We start from the raw sequence: 15,905 nt of genomic DNA, 5'->3' as shown, positions 1-15,905 counted from the left end.
ACCCGCCAGGTCAAGCAAGCCGCGCCGCTCCAGATTCGGCGGCTGGTCGAGCTCGATGACTGGTTGGCTGCAGCGATCGCTGCGGCGCATGCCCGGGGCGATGGAGCGGCAGCGCTTCGCCACCAACGGGACCGAGCGCTGGTGCTGCTCGGATTCTGGCGTGGCTTTCGCGGCGATGAACTGCTGCGGCTGCTGGCGAACTCACGAGCGCACCGCGCTGGCCAGCGCGTCGCCGGAAGCTCTATGCGCCCATCTGCCTCTACTGGAAAACCAGGTCAGCAACGTCTGGTCGATGGGTAAGGATGGCCGCTCCTACTGGCCCATCAAGCGCCAGGCCGCCACGGCGGATCGCATTGCCAACCACAAGGGACGCAATCCGCAAGAGCGCGCCTCCCTGAAAAAGCGTCTGCTGCGCAAGTGGATGAGCAAATGAACCTGTCCACCATCGAGGCGCTGGCTATCGCTTGGGCGCGAATCGCTGAAGAAGCAGAACTCCCAGCCGGCTACGAGGGCACGGCGACGCCAGAGGCGCATCGGGCCTGCGAGGTGATCCAGGAGCGGATTCGAGAGCACGTCGTCGCCACCAATGACATGCGGCTGTTCGGCCTGCTGCACCTGCTTGGGCAGGCGTCGCTGCGCATGGAGCAAGCGCTGTGGCCGGAAGAATATGCGCGGATGACCCGCGAGGTCGAGGAAGCTCTCCGAGAGGCCGACGACCCCAACGCCAAGTCGTACACCCACGAAGAAGTCATGCGGGCGATGCAGGAACTCATCGACCAAGCGCGAGACAAGCCATGTTGATCGGCTGACGGAAATTTCTGGGTTTCCGGCTTACAACCCCCTTTACATACACTTTAAATAACGATAATAATTCTCAGCCGCTAGCGCATTTAATTATCAGAAATACTTAGACAGAGCGGCACTTCTCTGCCCACAACTCAGCCAAAGGTGACGGGCAGCGCTCCGTCGCTGCTGCCCTGCTGCGCCTGAGGCTCTCAATCAGGAGCTCACCTCCGCATGATCAGGACGACCCGCCGTATCGGCGTCACTGCCAGTCTGCTGGCCATCGCCATTGCCCAGGCCGCGCAGGCCAACGAGACCGAGGACAACCGTCAGCAGAAGCAGGACGGCCCGGTATCCCTTGCCCCGCTCGTCATCCAGGGGGATGTGCTTGGTAGTGCCAGTGACGAAGAGGTACGCACCTATGCCGGCAGCCGCAGCGTGGTCCAGGCTCACGAACTGAAGAAGGCCAGCGTGCGTGGCCTGGATGACGCGCTGGCGCGGGTCCCAGGGGTGAAGATCCTCGACGAGACCGGTGCCGGGGTACTGCCGCAACTGTCCGTGCGCGGGCTTTCGGAAAGTCGCAGCGGCCGCGTCCAAGCGCTCGCCGATGGCATCCCGCTGGCCCTGGCGCCCTATGGCCAGACCAGCCTGTCGCTGTTTCCGCAGACCCTGGCGACGGTCGATCGCATCGACATCGTGCGTGGCGGCGCGTCCGTGCAGTACGGACCGAACAACGTCGGCGGCGTGATCAACTTCATCAGCCGGCCAATTCCGGATAAGTGGGAAACCACCCTGCAGGAGCGTGTCACCTTCGCGCCCGGCGGGCGCCAGCTGTACGACAGCTACCTGGGCACCGGTGGGCGCCTGACCGACAACTTCGGCCTGCAGCTGGACGTCAACACCATCAGTGGCGAGTACGGTCGCGAGCATTCTGAGACCGATGTGCAGAACTACCGCCTGCGCGGCCAGTGGGATATCGATGACAGCCGCAGCCTGAGTTTCGGCGTGCAGCGCTACATCGCCGACATGGACCTGGCCGGCGCCCTCAGCGTGGCCGACTACAAGGACGACCCGCGGCAGTCGACCCGCAAGCTCGATCGTTTCGAAGGCGACAGCGACCGCGTCTGGGGCACCTATACTCAATACCTCGGCGCCATGGGCCCGTTCGACGACGTGGAATTCAGCTGGACCAACTTCGCCCAGCACAGCTATCGCAACTTTGTTGTCGGGCTGCCCTTCGCGCCGGATGCCACGCCGACCACCCTGCAGGATGCTCCCCGCGACTTCCGTGTCTGGGGCAGCGAGCCGCGCCTGAGCCTCGGCATCGACGGTGATGGCGTCAGCCAGACCTGGCTGCTTGGCGCCCGCCTGGTCAAGGAAAACGTCGACTTCGATGTCGACCGTCTGAACCTGAATACCGGCGCCACAAGCGTGGTGCGCGACTGGGTATTCGATACCAAGGGCCAGGCCGCCTATGTGAGCAACGAAATCAAGCTGCTCGACGACCGCCTGACCCTCACCCCCGGCGTGCGCTATGAGCACGCCAAGATGGAGTACGCCGACGGCGTCAGCGGCATCGAGCGCAAGACCGTGGCCGAAGAGTGGCTGCCCGGTCTGAGCATCGGCTACCAGGCCAGCGACGACTGGTTCGTCTACGCCAACGCGCAGCGCTCGCTGCGGGTGCCTCAGGTGTTCCAGATCGTCAGGGATGGCGTGGTGCAGGCGGAAATCTCGCGCAACTACGAGACCGGCGTGCGCTTCACCCCACAGGACAACCTGCGCATCGACTTCGGCCTGTACCGCATCGACTTCGACGACCAGATCGTGTTCGCCAACAGCCGCTTCCAGAATCTCGGCAGCACCCGCCACCAGGGGATCGAGACCGAGGTGTTCTGGACGCCGGCCGCGCTGCCAACCCTCGACCTGCACGCCGGCTACGCCTACCTCGATGCCGAGCTGCGCACCGGCGACTTCAAGGGCAACGAGGTGCCGTACAGCTCCAAGCACCAGTTCACCGTCGATGGTCGTTACCGCTTCGCCGAGTTCTGGACCTACAGCCTGGATGGCCTCTACGTCAGCAGCGCCTATACCGACGACGCCAACAGCGCCGAGGAGAATGCCAGCGCCTCAGTAGGCGAGCTGCCCGCCTACTGGATCTGGAACACCGCCATCGAGCGCGAGTTCAAGCTGCAGGACGACAGCGTGCTGACCGCCTCGGCCGGCATCAGCAACCTGTTCGACCGCCAGTACTACTTCCGCGGCATCGACACCAGTCCCGAGGGACGCCAGCCAGCACCGGGCCGTACCCTGACACTGGGGGTGAACTACCGCTTCTGATCGCCTAGTCGTCCTGCCTCATCCCCTGGCGTCACGCCAGGGGCCTCATTTCACGCGCCCGGCTGCAACGTCGGTACCGTATTCGAAGCCATCAGCCTCACTCCGAACGCCACCAGCACGCCACCCTGTCAGCCGATCCAGCGCCCTAGTCAGTCCACGCCGGCGCAGCAGTCTGCCGAGCGGAATGGTTGCGGCGATCAGGATGGCGAACCCGCCCAGGGTCAGTAATACGTGAAGGCCTGAGAGGAACGAGTACGCCGCCACATCCGCACCGGGCGGAACGAACTGGGGCACAAAGGTGACGTAGAACACACCGGCCTCGGGGTATTCAGACGGACAACTGTCGCGCGCCGATACCCTGGCGATCTGCCAACCAACGCCGATTCGAGAGCCACTTCGGGCTCAAGCGAAACAGGGACAGATTTATTTATTGGGCTGACTGTCCGCTTGTGGCCGATCGCTGTCACTCAGCAATCCCAAGCAGCACTCATCTCACTACCATTAACTCATCCCACCTCGTCGTGTACCGCTGCGACATCATCTCGCGCCGCATTGCCCACTCAGGGGCGGCGGGGATGCGGCCGAGTCGTACTGTCCCCCTGCCCTCGCGGGCGTTGATACGGTCGATCACGGCCATCAGCCGGTCAGCGCCAGGGCGAGGTGCGGCCGCGAATAGGTCGCCTGTAAATTCCCCGCGCTGGCGCAGGTCCATCAGCAACACCTCAGCTTTGCTGTAGGCGTAGCCGGGGCGGTAGATGGCATCCAAGCCGCGAATTGCCGCTGCGGCGAGCACACGAGTATCGTCGGTGGGATACGGCAGTGGGCAGTTGATTGCGTTGGCGTAGCGCGGCTGGTCGGGGTTATGCATGCCGGTGCGGATGGCCACCTGCAGGGCGCCGGCGAGGCTACCCTGCGCGCGCATCTTTTCTGCCGCCTTGGACACGTAGGCGGCAACCGCTTCGCGGATCGGCGGTAACTCGCGCACCCGAGCACCAAACATCTTGCTACTGCAGATCATCTGCCGCGGCGGCACGGCCTCCTCAAGCTGCAGGCACGAGATACCGCGAAGTTCGCGGGCTGTTTTTTCCAGCACTACACTGAACTGCCGGCGAAGTGACGCAGGGTCATACTGCGCCAGGTCCCAAGCCGTCTTGATGCCCAGCGGCTGAAGCCGGGCGGTTAGCCGGCGGCCAACGCCCCACACTTCGTTCACGTCAGTCATTTGCAGCAGGCGATCGCGCCTGGATGGATCGCGCAGGTCAATTACCCCTTCCGATTTGCGCCAGGACTTGGCCGCCCAGTTAGCCAACTTGGCTAGCGTCTTGGTCGGCCCGATGCCAACGCCCACTGGAATGCCAGTCCACAGCAGTACCCGAGCCCTTGCCTCGCGTCCCATCTCGACTAGGTCACTCTGCAGACCAGTCAGATCGGCGAATGCCTCGTCGATGCTGTACACCTCCAGCCGCGGGAACATCTCCTCAAGCGTGGTCATCACGCGCGCGCTCATCTGACCGTAGAGCTCGTAGTTACTAGAGAAGCAGACTACGCCCCACTCCCGCATCTGGTCTCGCCACTGGAAGTATGGTGCGCCCATAGGGATGCCTAAGCGCTTAGCCTCGCGGGTGCGAGCAATGACGCAGCCGTCATTGTTGCTCAGCACCACGACGGGCACGTCGCCGAGCCAGGGTCGGTACACGCGCTCACAGCTGGCGTAGAAGCTGTTGCAGTCGATTAGCGCGAACATAGGCTGTGCAGGTTGTGCGTGGCCACGCCCCACACGTGCAGCGATTCGGTTACGGCCAACGCCCTGTAATCGGTGTTCTCGGGCTGCAGCCACACGCCTGCAGCGGAGATCTGCAGGCGCTTGACCGTCATCCCGCCGTCCACGTACGCGACAACTACGTTGCCCGACCGCGCCTCGAGGGCGCGGTTGACCACCAGCACATCCCCGTCATAGATCCCAGCGCCGATCATACTTGGCCCGCTCACTCGCACGAGGTAGACGTTGGGTGCCCGCAAATCGACCAAGTCGTCGATTGATAGGGTGAGCTCCTCGTAGTCGGCGGCAGGTGATGGGAAACCCGCCGGCACTCGACTGTCCACGTACTGAGAGAAAATTTTTGCGGGGCCGAGGCGCCCCAGAATAGTGACCCGCATTGTCGTACTGCTCTGCGATAACTGTATATATATACAGATACCAGAGGCGCGCCACGCGGGTCAATTTAACTGCGATGACCGGAGGGTTCATGTGCGGACGATTCAGCCAATACCGAACAGCAATCGAGTACCTCGAGGCGCTGCGCTACGACAAGCCCATCGATAGCGGCATCGACCCAGAGCCCATCGGCCGCTACAACGTACCGCCCCGCTCCAGGGTATTGGTGTTCTTTGAGACCGCTTCTGGCCTGCGCATGGCCAAGCTCCCGTGGGGTTACCAGCCCTGGTGGGCCAAGGGCAAACGCCCGCCGGCAATTAACGCTCGCGTGGAGACGGCCTCCACCAGCAAGTTCTTTCGGGATGTCTGGAGCACCGGCCGCATGTTGGTCGGCGCTGACGGCTGGTACGAGTGGGTGAAAGACCCGGTCGATCCAAAAAAGAAGCAGGCTTACTACATCCGATTGAGATCAGGCGAGCCGATGTGGTTCGCGGCGCTGGGGCAGTTCAGGCGAGAGGACAGGATGGAAGAGCAGGAAGGCGACGGGTTCGTGATCATCACGGCGGACAGCGACCAAGGGATGCTCGACATCCACGACCGGCGGCCAGTCGTGCTGCCTCCAGATCTAGCGCGGGAATGGATAGAGCCCGGCATATCGCCTGAGCGCGCCGAGGAACTCGTGAGTAATTTGGCGCTGCCGGTGCAAGCATTCGAATGGCACGCAGTGGACCGGGCGGTCGGGAACGTGAGGAACGAAGGTGCGCACTTGATCGAGCAAATCGACGACCCTTCTTTATAGGCACAGCGGGGGGCACATAGGCCGCTTTACTACCAAAGCTTTAGGCACTGGGCGCCGCCAGCCTAATCCGTACAATGCCGTTTCGTTTTACCCGAGTAGCCCCCATGAAGCGCTTGATAGTGGCGAGCCTTGCCACGCTGGTCATCACCTCCCTCGCCCTCGCCGAACCACCGTCGACCTTCACCGCCGCAAAAGCGATCGCCAAGAACAAGGTGTTCTATGACCAGGCGTCTACCGGGCTCGGAGACCTTTACTGCGGCTGCGCATGGAAGTGGGTAGGCAAATCAGGCGGGCGAATCGACGCCGCCTCGTGCGGTTACGATACGCGGGCTCAGCAGACGCGCGCGGAGCGGATTGAATGGGAACACATCGTGCCAGCCTGGATCTTCGGCCACCAACGGCAGTGCTGGCAGAACGGTGGGAGGAAGCACTGCGTGGCGGACGACCCAGTCTTCAGGGCGATGGAGGCCGACCTTTTTAATCTTTACCCGTCCGTGGGTGAAGTGAACGGCGACCGCAGTAATTACCAGTATGGGTTGGTGGCTGGCGGCGCTGCCCTCTACGGCGCATGCACCACCAGAGTGGACTTCAAGGCACGCTCCGCCGAGCCGCGTGATGAGGTGAAGGGCCTGGTTGCCAGATCGACATTCTACATGTACGACCGCTATGGTTTAACGATGTCGCGTCAACAACAACAGCTGCTGATGGCCTGGGATCGCCAGCATCCGGTTTCGACGTGGGAACGGGAGTGGGACAGCCGCACGGCAAAAGTCATGGGGCACCACAACCCCTTCATTACTGGCGAGCGCGCTTGGACATTGGGGCACAAGCCATTGCGAGAAGGGCTTGTGAGCCTGCTTCCTACCAAGATCGCAGCGCCCCCTTCCGCTAAAGCCGTGGCCCGTGACGTGATCATTGGAAACCGGAACAGCCGGCTGTATCACCTGCCGCAGGACTGCCCGAGCTACGCCAAAGTGGCGCCGAAGAACCAGGAGATCTTCTCCAACGAGTCCGCAGCCATCGCCGCGGGCTACAGGAAGGCCGGGAACTGTCGCTAGGTCTTCTTGGATTCACTGGTAGACCCCGAACTCGATGCGCTCGAGATAATCCGCAAGTACCATAAACCCTACCGGGTTATCAATAACGTCCAGCGGCACTTCGCCGTCCAAATACCTGCAGGAGCGCCCTAGCCATTCTTCAGCCAGCTTCTGAGTGCCGAACACGTGGGTCGCGTGTTCCAATACTTTCGCGTACTGAAAAGCAATGGCGCTCTGCTGCGAATTTAGGTGTGCTGGTTGCTTATTGCCCTGGCGCTGAATGGTTCTGATGGACTTACCAACAATGCGACTCATGATCTTCTTCGTTGAATACAGATCAGAAATCGCAAGCATGTCTTGTACGTCTTTCAGGTCGAAGCCTTTGACCGTGAGCCTGTAGACCATGGCCGGGCTGAGCTGGTCAGTATTTTTTCGGAGAAGGTATTCCGTTGGCTTACGGGGGGCGGACGCTGGCCAGCGAGCGCAAGCGTGTGAGGAATCCATGGCGTGACCTCCAGTTGCTACATATGACATGATTTTAGAGCCATTTGGCGCACCATATGGCAGGTAGGTGCTTGGATCTGGTATCGCTCTGTCCATCGTCTCGATCAATTGGGCGCATCACCCGACGCCCACTCCGAATGTTCATTTCTACCTTGCGCAGCTGAGCTGCCCGGCGTCGACGCTCGGAACACGCTCTCCCTCTCCCTCTCCCTCTCCCTCTCCTTGAGGAGAACGTGGCGGTAGCTCGCCGTCGGCACTGGCCGCAATCGGGCAGAAGCGGTCATGAGCATCTACAAAACCATGCGATTCAGACTTCCAACTCCATGGTGAATAGCAGCTCATTGGGGCTGGCCTTGATAGCCGATGCGCGATGGAGATCACCGCAACGCTCTAATCCGTCCGCTACAGTGGCCTGCCGTGATCCAACTGATCCATTTCTGGATGAACTACGAGAAGGACTCTCATGTCAGGCAAACCCGCCGCTCGCCTGAGCGACCCAACCTCCTGCCCGATCCCAGGACATGGCACACCGGCCATCGAGTCCGGCTCCCCGGATGTGCTGTTCAATAACCTCCCCGCTGCGCGTCTAGGAGACGTTGCTGGCTGCGGCCAAACCATATCCGGCGCTTTCTCCTCCACCGTATTTATCAACGGCAAGAATGCCGCGATGCTGGACAGCACGTTGAGCCATGGCGGAGTCGTAATCGGCGGATCGGGAGACGTGTTGATCGGCGATGCGGTTATAACGGCGCCCTTCACCGCTCCGTCATTTCTGGCGAACGACAAGTGGATCGGCTTCCAGATTGCGGCAACCGAGCGTTACACCGGCTGGAGGTGCGTAGCCCACTTCGATGACGGATCTAGCCTTGATGGCGCCTTTGGAAGCGACAACCGAGTGGTCTTTAGCAATCCCCCGGGATCAATCTGTACCCGTATTGAGATTCCCGTACCAGAGGTTGGCGAGCAGCCCAGCGTAACGGACAAGCTGCTCGCCATCATCATGGGGATTAGCCAAGAATGACCGGGAGCATTGAGGTGCTTGGCCAATACCAGACGCAGGTCAGACATACCCTGCCCCGCTCGCCACTCGACGAGGCTCTCGCAAGCATGGAAGGCGCGGCGACAAGGTTTTCGCTTGATGCCATCAGCGACGCACAGACACGCGCCAGCTACGCCGCCAATATCAAGCGGATGTCCGCCCAGGTACGGGCGGACGTGGCAGCCGGCAGGATAAGCAGCCAGGTAGGGGTCGAGTTCTGCCACGAGATGCGCAACAAGATTATGGTGGAGCACCGCAAGATTACTTCGGTTACCGGGCTCGCCAAGGCACAGCAGCACAAAAAAACGCCATTAACCCTCCCTCGACTGTTCGAAAAGTACGCCACCAGCAAGTTCGGTAAACCCTACGAGACGCTCACGAACGAGCAGAAGCGGCAGATTCACTATGAAGTGATTGAATCTTCCGGCCGCGACAACGCCAAGTTCACAAAGGGCTCGGATCGCCTCCGCATCATGGGCAAGGTAGGCATTTTGGTCACTGCGGCATTTGCTACCTACGAGATTCTCAATGCCGACAACAAAGTAAAGGAGACTGCACGCCAAGGCATGATCATCGGCGGCGGCGCTGCTGGCGGGTTTCTCGCAGGCCTTGGCGTCTCGCTCGTCTGCGGCCCAGGCGCTCCTTTCTGTGCCATTGCCATGGTGCTGGCAGGCAGTGCGGCTGGCGGGATTGCAGGCAGCCTGGCTGCCGACGCCCTGGATGACGAGCTCGAGGAGTTCTCTAAGTGGGAAGTGTTTTGACTCACGACGACCGCGTTCGGTTATGGTCGGCGCTGTCGGACGCCTTCGTCGACAACGATATCGACTATCCAGCAATAGCGCGACAGCTGGCAGGATACGACCGTACTGCGGTAAAGGCAGCCTTCTTCGAGGAGGTGGCGCCGGTCTGCCACTCTAACCTGCAGACGCCCATCCCCCCCATATGGACGGCATTTGACAGTACCTGGCTTGCCGACACCATCGACAGCAACCTGCAGGCTCGTCGGGCTTCCAGGTTACGCCGCATGCGCGACCATGTTCTGGTCGCCTACCTGCGTTTTCGACTTCGTGGGGAGTGGAGTCGAATCGAGCGAGAACTGGAAAGGACATGATGTGCAGAGGACTAGCTGTGGTCTGTATGACAGCACTGGCGTGCTGCGCATCGAGCCGCCCCAGGCCGTCTCGCCCCTGAACGCTTTCACCGCTAACCCAAAGAGGTGATCACGAGAGCACTGGCTGCTTCCCGCCAAGAGCGGTCGTTGATCATCTACAAAATCAGGGCCTATTCAAACCCCAAATACAGCGGCAGCAGGTAGATGATCAGCAGGCTGAGCTGCGTCGCTTGCGCGCGGAACTCAAGCGGGTGACCGAAGAGCGAGACATCCTAAAAAAGGCCGCTGCGTACTTTGCCAAGGAGTCCGGCTGAAGTACGCCGTTATCAGCAAACTGTCGGTGGAGTACCCGGTACGGCGTCTCTGCCAGACCCTCCAGGTACATCCCAGCGGTTACTACGCCTGGCTGGCCGAGCCGAAATCCGCGCGTGCCAAGGAAGATCAGCGTCTGCTCGGATTGATCAAGCATGCCTGGTTGGAAAGCGGCGGGGTCTACGGCTACCGCAAGATCCACGACGACCTGCGTGAGCTGGGCGAGTCCTGTGGCCGGCACCGTGTGGCTCGCCTGATGAGGAGAGAGGGGCTGCGCTCTCAGACCGGTTATCGCCGGCGCCCCGGGTACTACGGTGGCAAGCCGCCGGTGGCCTCGCCCAACCGTCTGGAGCGGCAGTTCAATGTCAGTGAACCGAACAAGGTCTGGGTCACCGACATCACTTACATCCGCACGTATGAGGGCTGGTTGTACTTGGCGGTGGTGCTGGATCTGTTTTCTCGCCAAGTGATCGGCTGGTCGATGAAGCCTCGGATGTGCAGCGATCTGGCCATCGATGCGTTGCTGATGGCAGTGTGGCGGCGCAAGCCCAAGCAGGAAGTGATGATCCATTCCGACCAGGGCAGCCAGTTCAGCAGTTCGGACTGGCAGAGTTTCCTCAAGGCCAACAATCTGATCAGCAGCATGAGTCGACGCGGTAACTGTCACGACAACGCGGTCGCGGAAAGCTTTTTCCAGTTGCTGAAGCGGGAACGCATCCGACGGAAAACCTACGGAACCCGCGAAGAAGCCCGCAGTGATGTGTTCGATTACATCGAGATGTTCTATAACCCCAAGCGACGGCACAGCAGCGCTATGCAGCTATCGCCAGTGGAGTTTGAAAAGCGCTATTTCCAGAGCTTGGAGAGTGTCTAGGAAAGCTGGGGCGATTCAGACTGCAGGATGCATTACAGCCATCCAAAACGCACTCAAAGCTGCAGACCAAATCACCCTGATGACCTGCAAAATGCCTCGGTGGATGCGAAGAGCGTTGGAGCTTAATGACCGCCAGGGCTAGCGCCCAGGAACACCGTGCTGCGGACAAAACCCTCCACCCGAGCACGCTGCCAGTAAGACCTCACAAGTAATATTCGAAAGGGTGCCGTCGGGTTCAGGGATTTCGCTCAATTTTCAAATCCTATCGAGTGCCCGATCGGCCACAGTCGTATTATTAATGATTCACATTCTCAAAGCGCTTGAGCTCTGTCTCAATTCGCAGAACAAGGTCACGTCGCGCTACTCCGCTTTCTTTGATCAGATAGGCGGCGGCCAGGATGGTTGCCGGGTGGACATCCAGCACACTGGCGAGTTGCTCGACCTTATCGATGGTCGGCCCCTTAATGCCGCGCTCTAGACTGCTCAGGTAGGTTCGGCTACTGACGCTAGAAAAGTCTTCTTGGGTAAGGCCCTGCTGCTTGCGCAACCTTTTAAGTACCAGTCCGAATGCTGTGCTCAGCTCCATTTTGCCGATCCTGAAAAAGGATCGATAAAGCCTTTACGAACACTATAGGGCTACAATCTATAGGATTCATTTTCAGGTGAAGGGCTATGTTCACAACCTATCGGAGTGCGGAGATCCACTTGGATACCGCAGAGGGCACCACCACCCAGCTGTGGAGCTATGTTGAGCAGGAAATCAGCTGGCCTTGGTTCTACCTGCAAATCGTTCGACGCCACGGCCGTCAGGCCTATCGAAGCATGCTGATGGTTAATCACGCCCATGATCTAAAAAAGATCATTGACGACCAGTCGAACCTGGCCTGGGCGGAGGAAGTGCAGCTGGTCACACCGGCACACGTCAACGGCCACTCAAGGTGGCTGATGGAGCCGCTGAAAGAAGTTTGCGTGGTCCGAGATGGGCCCTCCGGAGACCCGGGCTACCTCTATAAAGTCGCCAATGGCGTCAGCTACTCAATGCATCACCGGAGGAACCTAGAGGCACTGATCGTCACCGACGTTATTTTTTCGGCCGAGATGCATCTCCGGCGGAGTGACATCAACGCTTAGAGGGTATTTCGCAACGACAGAGGTGGCCCGTCATTGTAGGGGCGTCTGCTCTGCCTCGGAGGTATTGAAAGATGATTGCAACTCAGGTAGTGATTCAAGACTGGGACGGCGATGGCGCCATCCCGATTCCGGACGAAATTCTCCAAGTAATGGGAGTTGAGGTCGGCGATAGCCTCTATCTCATTGAAGAGTATGTCGGCACTCACCGCTGTATTGTGCTGAGCAAGACTCCCCGCGTTCCAGACCGAATTGACGAATTGGTTGAGCACATGGACTCCGCGACAAGGTGAAAGCATAGCCACCAGGCGAATCAGGGTCCTAGAGGAGCCAGTACTAACGCCCGGAGCCGCAAGTCTCGGCTTGAGCAGCCGTGTTGGACTTCGACTTGGTCGGTTTAGCCTTTGCGCGCCTGGCTCGGGGAGGTTTCACCAGCTGCTGCTCTAGTGTGCTGGCCCGTGCCTTCTCAGCGGCAGCGACCTGTTGTGCCTCGAGAAGTTGAGACAACACTGTGTCTAGCCGCTGGCGCAACTGGCCGTGTTGCCTTGTCACGGTCTTGAGTTGAGCGGCGGTTACCCTACTTTCCTCACGAGCTCGATCGACCTCGCGGTGGGCACGATCTTCGATACCGCGCAGGTAGGTCGTTGCGGCATCACGCTCTTGGATCAGCTGCTGCTGTGCGACCTGCAACTCCTGGCGCAGCACGGTCACCTCCTGCAACGCTACTCTGCGCTCCTCGGCAAGTTCCGTGCAGCGGCTTTTTTGGTCCGCCAGTTGTGTCTGGTGCTGTACCAGCAGCAGCTCCAAGTCGGCTAGACGGGTCTCGGCAGTATGCTGAGCTGCTTGTGCAGCAGCTACCTGCTGCCGGGCCTTAGCTATCAATTGTCGCGCCTCATCCTCGACTGTGGCAGCTTGTAGCCGCTCGGCTTCTATCACGGCGCGGCGTTCGGCCAGCGCCTGCTCGGCAACACCCTCCGCCAAGAGCATGGCCTGCTGCCAGACCGCGACAAAGGCCTGCGAGATCTCCGTCGGAAGCGCCGGTAAGCGTGTTTCGCCACGCAGGCGCTGAGCTAGGCGTTCCCACCACTGGTCTAGCAAGGCTCCGACCCGCGCCGGGCTGCCGCGTCCCAGTTCCTGGCGCACCCGCTCCACCGTCGGCCGCTCGCCCCGCTCCAGCACCGCATCCGCCGCCGCGAATACTTCGGTTTCCGGTACGCCTATCGCCATCGCCAGCTCCTCGCTATATTAGGTCTGATAAACGAATGTTATCCGACCTTATTTGTTTGAATTTGGAACTATAATACGTTGAACGTATTAAATATTACAGAATACCTATCGCCGGCCAACGAAACGCAGCTGGACCTACATTCTCTGGCGATCAACGCCCAGGAAGCGGCAGCGGCGTTCATCGCCGCTGGTACCGCAGCCAACACCCTGCGCAGCTACCGCAGCGCTCTCGCCTACTGGTCGGCGTGGCTGCAACTGCGCTACGGCCAGGCGCTGGGCGATGCGGCATTGCCCTCCTCGGTAGCCATACAGTTTGTGGTTGACCACCTGGCTCGTCCGACGGCTGACGGTGGCTGGGTGCACCTTTTGCCACCTAGCATCGACGCCGCGCTGGTGGCTGCGCGGGTCAAGGCCAAACTCGGCCCCTTGGCTTACAACACCGTCAGCCATCGCCTGGCGGTACTCGGTAAATGGCATCGGATTAACGGCTGGGGCAGTCCAACCGAGACGGCGGCGTTGAAGGCCTTGCTGCGCGAAGCGCGCAAAGCCCAGTCGCGCCATGGCGTGTCGGTGCGCAAGAAAACCGCCATCATCCTCGAGCCGTTGCAAGCGCTACTTGCCACTTGCACCGACGGCGTGCGCGGGGTACGTGATCGTGCCCTCCTCCTGCTGGCATGGAGTGGCGGTGGCCGTCGTCGCTCCGAAGTGGTCGGCTTGCAGATCGGTGATGTACGCCGACTGGATGCTGACACCTGGCTCTACGCACTGGGCACGACTAAAACCGACACCGGCGGGCTGCGCCGCGAGAAACCGCTACGTGGGCCGGCAGCACTAGCCCTCGCCGCCTGGCTGGAAGTCGCGCCTGCCGAATCCGGACCGCTGTTCCGTCGAATTTATAGGGGTGGCAAGGTCGGCGCCCAAGGCCTATCAGCCGAGCAGGTGGCGCGAATTGTCCAGCGCCGTGCGCAGTTGGCGGGCCTGGACGGCGATTGGGCCGCGCACAGCCTGCGCTCAGGTTTCGTCACCGAGGCAGGGCGTCAGAGCGTACCGCTCGGCGAAGTGATGGCTATGACTGAGCACCGCAGCGTCACCACGGTAATGAACTACTTCCAGGCGGGGTCGCTGCTATCCAGTCAGGCGAGCCAGTTGCTAGGCCCGACCGTGGGTGGGGGTCATGCCGAGATAAAGGGAAAATTCACTCACTTCGCGCGTAAGATATTGATATTGGTGGCTTTTCTAAGTCGTCCGCACCGCCCTTGATTGTGGACTATCTTTTCTGATTCCTCAGAAAAGGAGGTCCTATGGCTTCATTAGAGCGCACGGCGTACCCCACTCTGTNTTTCACCTCAATCTCGCCGTTCTCCTGAAGACCTTTCAGGTACTCCGATATTTCCCTGATATCACCGACGTACCTGATCAACTGGTGGCGTTCATTCGCGAGGAGTTGGGTCAGCGTAGCAAGGTGAAATTCGCGGAATACAAGTGGTTTCAGCAATATCGCCACATGAACGCGATCCGAGCTCGCCTCGGTGTGACTGCATTCTACGGCTCTGATGCTATCGAGCTCGCCGAGAGGCATGCCAAAGCAATGTCGTTCGTGCTTGACCAGCGTGCCGACATCATTAACTCCGTGATTGAAGAACTGATCCGCCAGGATTATGAGCTCCCTGCGTACTCGACCCTGAATGATCTCGCTGAGAGGATTCAAGCCGAATCCCAAGGGGCAATATTCAACCTCGTAGTAACCAGAACGCCAATCGAGGTGATCCACAAGCTAAAGGAGCTGCTCGACACTGACTTCGGCCGACGCCAGAGCGACTTCAATGCGCTGAAACAGGCACCCAAGAAACCCTCTCGCAAACACCTGGAGGTGCTGATTGATCATCTGGCCTGGCTCGAAAGCTTCGGGGATCTGGGGGCCATTTTTGATGGAATAGTGGATACCAAGATCCGTCACTTCGCTGCCCAAGCCGCGGCGTCAAACGTCGCCGAGCTGAAGGACTGCTCGCTACCGAAGCGCTACACGCTGATGCTGGCTTTGATCTACCGTATGCGCGTGCGGACCCGGGACCACTTGGCCGAGATGTTCATCCGACGGATTTCGACGATTCATAAGCGCGCCAAGGAAGAGTTGGAGCAAATCCAGGCGCGTCAACGTCAGAAGCTGGAGCAGTTAGCGGCGACCCTGGACGGCGTGGTGCAGATTCTGGTTCAAGAACCGGATGACCAGGAGGCTGGCAGCCTGATTCGGGAATACCTCTCCCCCGATGGCAATCTGGATCGGTTGCGCGAGACTTGCGCCGAAGTCCAGGCTACCGGCGGCAATAACTACCTGCCGTTGATCTGGAAGCACTTCAGGTCCCATCGCTCGCTGTTATTCCGTCTCAGTCACCTTCTCCAGTTGGAGCCCACCACTCAGGATCGATCTCTGCTTCAGGCGCTTCAACTGATCCAGGACAGCGAGAATCTACACCGCGAATGGATCGATGAGCACGTCGACTTGTCGTTCGCGTCGGAGCGCTGGGTTAAGGTCGTGCGTCGGCCTGCCAGTGAAGGGCCATCGACCAACCGCCGCTATTTGGAAGTTTGCGTATTCTCC

General features: G+C 60.2%; 16 protein-coding genes and 3 pseudogenes. 13 read left to right on the top strand and 6 right to left on the bottom strand.

Annotated features, from left to right (window positions below; genetic code table 11):
- Positions 1–193 precede the first annotated feature (193 nt).
- The 3 genes and pseudogenes from MST27_RS21885 to MST27_RS21875 form a co-directional block, all read left to right on the top strand.
- Positions 194–433, top strand: a pseudogene (locus MST27_RS21885) (hypothetical protein); the annotation flags it as partial.
- Entirely contained in the window at positions 430–801 is a 372-nt protein-coding gene (locus MST27_RS21880; RefSeq protein ID WP_023294894.1) for a hypothetical protein, read from the top strand. The pseudogene MST27_RS21885 and the gene MST27_RS21880, both read left to right, overlap by 4 nt.
- A 216-nt stretch (positions 802–1,017) precedes the next feature.
- A complete protein-coding gene (locus MST27_RS21875) occupies positions 1,018–3,120 on the top strand; it encodes a TonB-dependent receptor family protein (RefSeq protein WP_041109317.1) in 2,103 nt (700 codons plus the stop codon).
- A gap of 45 nt (positions 3,121–3,165) precedes the next feature.
- Here the strand turns inward: MST27_RS21875 and MST27_RS21870 are convergent, their stop codons facing one another.
- The 3 genes from MST27_RS21870 to MST27_RS21860 all read right to left on the bottom strand — a co-directional run bounded on the left by MST27_RS21870 (position 3,166) and on the right by MST27_RS21860 (position 5,277).
- Positions 3,166–3,432, bottom strand: a complete 267-nt coding sequence (locus MST27_RS21870; RefSeq protein WP_224742955.1) for a hypothetical protein — start codon at positions 3,430–3,432, stop codon at positions 3,166–3,168.
- Positions 3,433–3,607: 175 nt separating this feature from the next.
- Positions 3,608–4,864 carry a translesion error-prone DNA polymerase V subunit UmuC gene (gene umuC / locus MST27_RS21865; protein ID WP_243607978.1) on the bottom strand — a complete coding sequence of 419 codons (1,257 nt, stop codon included), beginning with the start codon at positions 4,862–4,864 and terminating at the stop codon, positions 3,608–3,610.
- On the bottom strand, positions 4,852–5,277 hold the full coding sequence (locus MST27_RS21860; RefSeq protein ID WP_243607977.1) for a LexA family protein: 426 nt from the start codon (positions 5,275–5,277) through the stop codon (positions 4,852–4,854). The genes umuC and MST27_RS21860 overlap by 13 nt, the downstream gene beginning before the upstream one ends.
- Positions 5,278–5,366: 89 nt before the next feature.
- Here MST27_RS21860 and MST27_RS21855 point away from each other — a divergent pair, with 89 nt between their 5' ends.
- On the top strand, positions 5,367–6,074 hold the full coding sequence (locus tag MST27_RS21855) for an SOS response-associated peptidase family protein (RefSeq protein ID WP_243607976.1): 708 nt from the start codon (positions 5,367–5,369) through the stop codon (positions 6,072–6,074).
- Positions 6,075–6,178: 104 nt separating this feature from the next.
- Entirely contained in the window at positions 6,179–7,132 is a 954-nt protein-coding gene (locus MST27_RS21850; RefSeq protein ID WP_243607975.1) for an endonuclease, read from the top strand.
- A gap of 12 nt (positions 7,133–7,144) precedes the next feature.
- Here the strand turns inward: MST27_RS21850 and MST27_RS21845 are convergent, their stop codons facing one another.
- The gene (locus MST27_RS21845; protein WP_243607974.1) at positions 7,145–7,615 is read right to left on the bottom strand and encodes an antitoxin Xre/MbcA/ParS toxin-binding domain-containing protein; all 471 of its coding nucleotides are present in this window, start codon (positions 7,613–7,615) and stop codon (positions 7,145–7,147) included.
- 463 nt (positions 7,616–8,078) lie between these two features.
- On the opposite strand from MST27_RS21845, the gene MST27_RS21840 reads away from it, so the two are divergent.
- The 4 genes and pseudogenes from MST27_RS21840 to MST27_RS21825 form a co-directional block, all read left to right on the top strand.
- On the top strand, positions 8,079–8,636 hold the full coding sequence (locus MST27_RS21840; RefSeq protein WP_243607973.1) for a PAAR domain-containing protein: 558 nt from the start codon (positions 8,079–8,081) through the stop codon (positions 8,634–8,636).
- Positions 8,633–9,415, top strand: coding sequence for a hypothetical protein (locus MST27_RS21835; protein WP_243607972.1), 783 nt, complete (start codon positions 8,633–8,635; stop codon positions 9,413–9,415). The genes MST27_RS21840 and MST27_RS21835 overlap by 4 nt, the downstream gene beginning before the upstream one ends.
- Positions 9,412–9,765: a DUF7079 family protein gene (locus MST27_RS21830; protein WP_243607971.1), complete on the top strand. Its 354-nt coding sequence runs from the start codon at positions 9,412–9,414 to the stop codon at positions 9,763–9,765. The genes MST27_RS21835 and MST27_RS21830 overlap by 4 nt, the downstream gene beginning before the upstream one ends.
- Positions 9,766–9,941: 176 nt before the next feature.
- Positions 9,942–10,951 (top strand): annotated as a pseudogene (locus MST27_RS21825) (IS3 family transposase); the annotation flags it as partial.
- Positions 10,952–11,246: 295 nt separating this feature from the next.
- Here the strand turns inward: MST27_RS21825 and MST27_RS21820 are convergent.
- Complete coding sequence (locus tag MST27_RS21820; RefSeq protein WP_243607970.1) at positions 11,247–11,537, bottom strand: helix-turn-helix domain-containing protein; 291 nt, start codon at positions 11,535–11,537, stop codon at positions 11,247–11,249.
- An 86-nt stretch (positions 11,538–11,623) separates the two neighbouring features.
- Between MST27_RS21820 and MST27_RS21815 the strand changes: the two genes are divergently transcribed.
- Both MST27_RS21815 and MST27_RS21810 read left to right on the top strand, forming a co-directional pair.
- Positions 11,624–12,082: a hypothetical protein gene (locus MST27_RS21815; protein ID WP_045633735.1), complete on the top strand. Its 459-nt coding sequence runs from the start codon at positions 11,624–11,626 to the stop codon at positions 12,080–12,082.
- Between the two features lie 74 nt (positions 12,083–12,156).
- Entirely contained in the window at positions 12,157–12,372 is a 216-nt protein-coding gene (locus MST27_RS21810; protein ID WP_243607979.1) for an AbrB/MazE/SpoVT family DNA-binding domain-containing protein, read from the top strand.
- 43 nt (positions 12,373–12,415) lie between these two features.
- Here the strand turns inward: MST27_RS21810 and MST27_RS21805 are convergent, their stop codons facing one another.
- On the bottom strand, positions 12,416–13,306 hold the full coding sequence (locus tag MST27_RS21805) for a DNA-binding protein (RefSeq protein WP_243607969.1): 891 nt from the start codon (positions 13,304–13,306) through the stop codon (positions 12,416–12,418).
- A 78-nt stretch (positions 13,307–13,384) separates the two neighbouring features.
- Between MST27_RS21805 and MST27_RS21800 the strand changes: the two genes are divergently transcribed.
- Together MST27_RS21800 and MST27_RS21795 are read left to right on the top strand one after the other, a co-directional pair.
- The gene (locus MST27_RS21800) at positions 13,385–14,566 is read left to right on the top strand and encodes a site-specific integrase (protein WP_243607968.1); all 1,182 of its coding nucleotides are present in this window, start codon (positions 13,385–13,387) and stop codon (positions 14,564–14,566) included.
- Positions 14,567–14,607: 41 nt separating this feature from the next.
- Positions 14,608–15,905: pseudogene (locus MST27_RS21795) on the top strand (DUF4158 domain-containing protein); the annotation flags it as partial.

It is taken from the genome of Stutzerimonas marianensis, assembly GCF_022810315.1.
Classification (GTDB): domain Bacteria; phylum Pseudomonadota; class Gammaproteobacteria; order Pseudomonadales; family Pseudomonadaceae; genus Stutzerimonas; species Stutzerimonas marianensis.
Note: the sequence above shows the minus strand (reverse complement) of the source record. Positions and strands in the feature narration are given on the sequence as shown.

Excerpts from the sequence above, each read along its gene's own strand:
- MST27_RS21880 (WP_023294894.1), top strand. The coding sequence starts at position 430 with ATGAACCTGTCCACCATCGAGGCGCTGGCTATCGCTTGGGCGCGAATC.
- MST27_RS21875 (WP_041109317.1), top strand. The coding sequence starts at position 1,018 with ATGATCAGGACGACCCGCCGTATCGGCGTCACTGCCAGTCTGCTGGCC.
- umuC (WP_243607978.1), bottom strand. The coding sequence starts at position 4,864 with ATGTTCGCGCTAATCGACTGCAACAGCTTCTACGCCAGCTGTGAGCGC.
- MST27_RS21860 (WP_243607977.1), bottom strand. The coding sequence starts at position 5,277 with ATGCGGGTCACTATTCTGGGGCGCCTCGGCCCCGCAAAAATTTTCTCT.
- MST27_RS21855 (WP_243607976.1), top strand. The coding sequence starts at position 5,367 with ATGTGCGGACGATTCAGCCAATACCGAACAGCAATCGAGTACCTCGAG.
- MST27_RS21850 (WP_243607975.1), top strand. The coding sequence starts at position 6,179 with ATGAAGCGCTTGATAGTGGCGAGCCTTGCCACGCTGGTCATCACCTCC.
- MST27_RS21845 (WP_243607974.1), bottom strand. The coding sequence starts at position 7,615 with ATGGATTCCTCACACGCTTGCGCTCGCTGGCCAGCGTCCGCCCCCCGT.
- MST27_RS21840 (WP_243607973.1), top strand. The coding sequence starts at position 8,079 with ATGTCAGGCAAACCCGCCGCTCGCCTGAGCGACCCAACCTCCTGCCCG.
- MST27_RS21835 (WP_243607972.1), top strand. The coding sequence starts at position 8,633 with ATGACCGGGAGCATTGAGGTGCTTGGCCAATACCAGACGCAGGTCAGA.
- MST27_RS21820 (WP_243607970.1), bottom strand. The coding sequence starts at position 11,537 with ATGGAGCTGAGCACAGCATTCGGACTGGTACTTAAAAGGTTGCGCAAG.
- MST27_RS21815 (WP_045633735.1), top strand. The coding sequence starts at position 11,624 with ATGTTCACAACCTATCGGAGTGCGGAGATCCACTTGGATACCGCAGAG.
- MST27_RS21805 (WP_243607969.1), bottom strand. The coding sequence starts at position 13,306 with ATGGCGATAGGCGTACCGGAAACCGAAGTATTCGCGGCGGCGGATGCG.